We start from the raw sequence: 2,690 nt of genomic DNA, 5'->3' as shown, positions 1-2,690 counted from the left end.
GCGTCAGATGTGTATAAGAGACAGTCAATGTTCATCGGATGCACTAAGAGGAAGTCCGGACGATATGTCCGCCGCAGGCTTTCGGCGTCAATCAACAGGTGGGAGTCTGGGTAGTCGTCCTCGTAATAAAAATGACCGTACTGGATGGGTAAATGTTTATCCGCCGTATGCCGGTCACGCGGCGGGTCAAACGGCGTCCGGTTATACAGTTCGCTCACCCAGTGATAAGCCGCCGCGGCGGTCGTCAGCCCGGCGTCACGAGCATAATGGAAAATGCTTTTCTCATTCGACAACCGTTGAATGTCGTTATGCACAATGCCGCTTTCCACAGGCGTAATGCCGGTCAGGATGCACTCATACAGCGGCCGGGAGAGAGAAGGCAGTTCGCAGGTCAGCGGATAGAGTCGCCCCCGTCCCGCCTCGCACTGCGCTTGCAGATATCCCATAGCATCGCGTGCCACCTGATAGTTCAGTCCGTCCAACACGACCAGAATACATTTCATGCCTTGCTCCCTCCCGGTCAGGTTACTGCTGCATATTGATCATGACGGACTCCTGCCACTGACGCGGCAGCAGACGTGCGCTTTTCTCCCAGGCAGCCGGGTCAGCAATGGGACGGGCTGACTGATACTGTTCCGCCGGCAGCAGCTTATCTTTCACATCATCCGGCAGTGACAGATGCTCTGCGCGAATCGGACGGGCATAGCCGCGCGCCAGATTGATCTGACCGGCATCCGAGAAGATGTATTCGCGCGCCAGCTTGGCGGCGTTAGGATGCTGGGCATACTTGTTGATGATCGTGGTATAGCCGGACGTCACCGAGCCGTCTGACGGGATCAGCACGACAAAGCGATTTTTATCAATTTGATCGCGGTAGTTAAGGCCGTTGAAGTCCCACACCACTCCAACCTGAACTTCCCCTTTCTCGATATTGGCAATCACCGGGTTGGTCAGACCAAGCCGCCCCGCCTTGGCCAGGTCGGCGAACAGATCCAGTCCCGGTTTAAGGTTGTGCTCATCGCCGCCCATCGCATAGGCCGCCGCCAGTATGCCGTTGGTCGCCTGAGCCGCCGAACTGACGTCTCCAATGGTGACAGTGTAACTTCCTTTTTTCAGATCGGCCCAACTGTGAGGCACGTCTTTCACCAACTGCTTGTTGACGATGAACGCGATGGTGCCGGTATAGGCGAGCGCCCAATGACCGTCTTTATCTTTGGCCCAGTCGGGAATTTGCGACCAGGTGGTGGGTTTGTAAGGCTGGGTGACGCCCTTTTGCATCGCGATGGGGCCAAACGAAGCGCCGACATCACCAATGTCCGCGCTGGCATTCTGTTTTTCTGCGGCGAACTTGGCGATCTCCTGCGCGGAGCTCATGTCGGTATCCGTGTGGCGTAAGCCATAGCGTGAGTTCAGGTCTTTCCAGGTGTCTTTCCAGTTCGCCCAGCTGTCCGGCATTCCCACGCTGTTCACCTGTCCTTCCGCTCGCGCCGCCTGCTCCAGCTCGGCAACGGAACCTTCGGCCGCGTGAGCGGATGACAGCGACAGCACCACGGCTGTCGTTAATACGAATGCAACCCTGTTTTTCATCTTGAATGCTCCTGGTGATAGGAATAATCGCTGGTCTAGTCCAGCAAGATCCACGCCAATCTACGCCTCAAAGATGAAATTTATATGTCAGTCGGCCCGTATCGCCTGCCGGGTGTACGGTGTGAAAATCCAAATGAGTTTGGCCCGACGGAACAGGGTGGTCCGAGCAAGACCTTTTGACGGCTGCGTGGCAATATAACGCTCTGATTAAGAATGGCGGTGTACCCACGGTGGTGCATGGCGTGCTCTAGAATAGGCAGATGAACTCATGCAACAACCCTCGACAACCGTGGCGCTGATTTGCCAGACGCTGCTGTCGCAAATTGATGAAGGAACATGGCGGGATGAGGTGCGTCTGCCCTCGGAGAGAACGTTGAGCGAACAGTTCTCCACCACCCGAATTACCCTGCGGGAAGCCCTGCTACAGTTGGAGTCTCAGGGGGTGATTTACCGGGAGCCGCGTCGGGGATGGTTTATTTCGCCGCCGCGGATCGTCTATAACCCATTGCAGTGCAGCCATTTTCACGCCATGGTCGAACAGCAGGGTCGCCGTGCCGCCACAGAGGTACTGGAAGCGCGCGAGATGGCCGCCAGCGATGTTATAGGCCAGCAGCTCATGTTGCCCGTTGGCGCCAAGGTGTACCAGATCCGGCGCCTGCGACGCGTTGACGAACGCGCGGTGCTGTACGTGGAGCACTACCTCAATCCCGCATTCTTCCCGGGTATCCTGCCGTCCGATCTCACGCAATCCCTCACCGATATCTATGAGACCCGCTATGGCATCCGCTATGGCCGGGTTCGTTTCATGATGCTGCCGACGCCGGTTTCGCCTTTGGCCGCATCCGCGCTCAACGTGGCGACAGGCAGCCCGGCGCTGTTCATTACCCGTATCAACCGGGATCAGTCAGACAGGATCATCGATTGCGACCACGAATACTGGCGCTACGACGCCATTCACATCGACGTCGAAGCGGTTTAACGGCGCTAAATGGGGGCGTTCAGGATCACGGCGACGTCAGAACCGGTTCCCTTGACCGCAGCAGGCTGACGACCAGGCCCGCCATAATAAAGGCCGCCCCCACGGCCCCTAATCGCCCCATCAC

General features: G+C 57.4%; 3 protein-coding genes. 1 reads left to right on the top strand and 2 read right to left on the bottom strand.

Annotated features, from left to right (window positions below; translation table 11 throughout):
• On the bottom strand, window positions 1–503 hold a 503-nt coding region (locus tag Q7O77_RS16690; RefSeq protein WP_304169854.1), incomplete at its 3' end, for an alkaline phosphatase family protein.
• A gap of 22 nt (window positions 504–525) precedes the next feature.
• Complete coding sequence (locus Q7O77_RS16685; protein WP_304169852.1) at window positions 526–1,587, bottom strand: extracellular solute-binding protein; 1,062 nt, start codon at window positions 1,585–1,587, stop codon at window positions 526–528.
• Window positions 1,588–1,855: 268 nt separating this feature from the next.
• Here Q7O77_RS16685 and Q7O77_RS16680 point away from each other — a divergent pair, with 268 nt between their 5' ends.
• Entirely contained in the window at window positions 1,856–2,566 is a 711-nt protein-coding gene (locus tag Q7O77_RS16680; protein ID WP_304169850.1) for a UTRA domain-containing protein, read from the top strand.
• The last annotated feature ends 124 nt before the right edge of the window (window positions 2,567–2,690 follow it).

The sequence above is a fragment of the Lonsdalea britannica genome, assembly GCF_946477055.1.
GTDB lineage: Bacteria > Pseudomonadota > Gammaproteobacteria > Enterobacterales > Enterobacteriaceae > Lonsdalea > Lonsdalea britannica_A.
The sequence above is the reverse complement of the archived record's forward strand: the minus strand, read 5'-3'. Positions and strand labels throughout refer to the sequence as shown.

What these genes read in the sequence shown, in the direction of transcription:
- Q7O77_RS16685 (WP_304169852.1), bottom strand. Translation starts at nt 1,587, where the DNA reads ATGAAAAACAGGGTTGCATTCGTATTAACGACAGCCGTGGTGCTGTCG.
- Q7O77_RS16680 (WP_304169850.1), top strand. Translation starts at nt 1,856, where the DNA reads ATGCAACAACCCTCGACAACCGTGGCGCTGATTTGCCAGACGCTGCTG.